The organism is Oleiphilus sp. HI0128, from assembly GCF_001635365.1.
On the sequence record NZ_LWGG01001264.1, the window covers coordinates 1 to 1,127 of the forward strand.

Sequence of the window (1,127 nt, forward strand, 5' to 3'; positions counted from 1 at the left end):
AAGCGCTTGAAAAAGAACATAGCTGGGAAGGCGAAGTACAAATTCGTAAAAAGAATGGCGAGACCTTTTGGGAATATGGGCACATCTCTCCAGTAAAGGATGAGTATGGGAAAGTGATTCACTATCTTGCCGTCAAGGAAGATATCTCGACACGCAAAGCACAAGAAGAAAAAATATTTCACCAAGCGCATTTTGACTCGCTGACTGACCTGCCCAATCGACTTTTATCTTTGGATAGGCTCACCCACATCATTGGTGAAGCCCAACGTCAAAACAACAAAGTTGCCTTACTGTTCGTTGATCTAGACGATTTTAAAAAGGTTAATGACTCCCTTGGCCATGACATGGGTGACGAAGTATTGATGGTTGCTGCAGAGCGCCTATCAGAAGTACTTCGAACGGGCGATACAGTTGGCCGCTTGGGAGGCGATGAATTCATCTTAATTTTGGGCGGCCTAGATGACGAGAAGTCTGCGCAAAAAACTGCTGAGCGCATATTAGAACAATTCAGAAGCTCGTTTGATATTGAAGGTCGTAAACTGATGCTAACTGCCAGCATTGGCATTGCTCTTTTCCCTCATGACGGTGCTACTCCGACCGACTTGCTAAGAAATGCCGACTCAGCCATGTATCACGCTAAGTCTCTCGGGCGAAACGCCTACTCGTTCTACACTGAGGAAATGAACCAACAAGTCGCCCGAAGATTNCAGCTTGAAGAACAAATCCATGGTGCCTTAGACCGAAATGAATTCTCGCTCGCCTACCAGCCTCAAGTCGATGTTCAGACTGACAAAATTATTGGAGCCGAAGCACTATTACGCTGGAATAACCAAACCTTAGGACAAGTACCTCCTGATGAGTTTATTCCGATCGCAGAGGAAACCGGGTTGATCATTCCTATTGGTCAATTTGTATTGCACCAGGCGCTATCTCAAGCATCAAAGTGGCAAAAGCAATACCAAGCAGACTTTCGCATGGCGGTTAACCTGTCGCCACGGCAGTTTCGAGATCCAGACCTGATATCTCAAGTCGAAAGAATTATTCAGGACCATCAAGTTGCCAGACATACACTTGAGTTTGAAATTACCGAGGGCGTTCTAATGAATAACCAGCAGTTCGTAAAAGAT

1 protein-coding gene is annotated in these 1,127 nt (G+C 45.4%); it reads left to right on the forward strand.

The annotated features are described in order from the left end of the window. Nucleotides 1–1,127, forward strand: a 1,127-nt coding sequence (locus A3763_RS21350) for a bifunctional diguanylate cyclase/phosphodiesterase (protein ID WP_156495235.1), incomplete at both ends; no start/stop codon positions are given.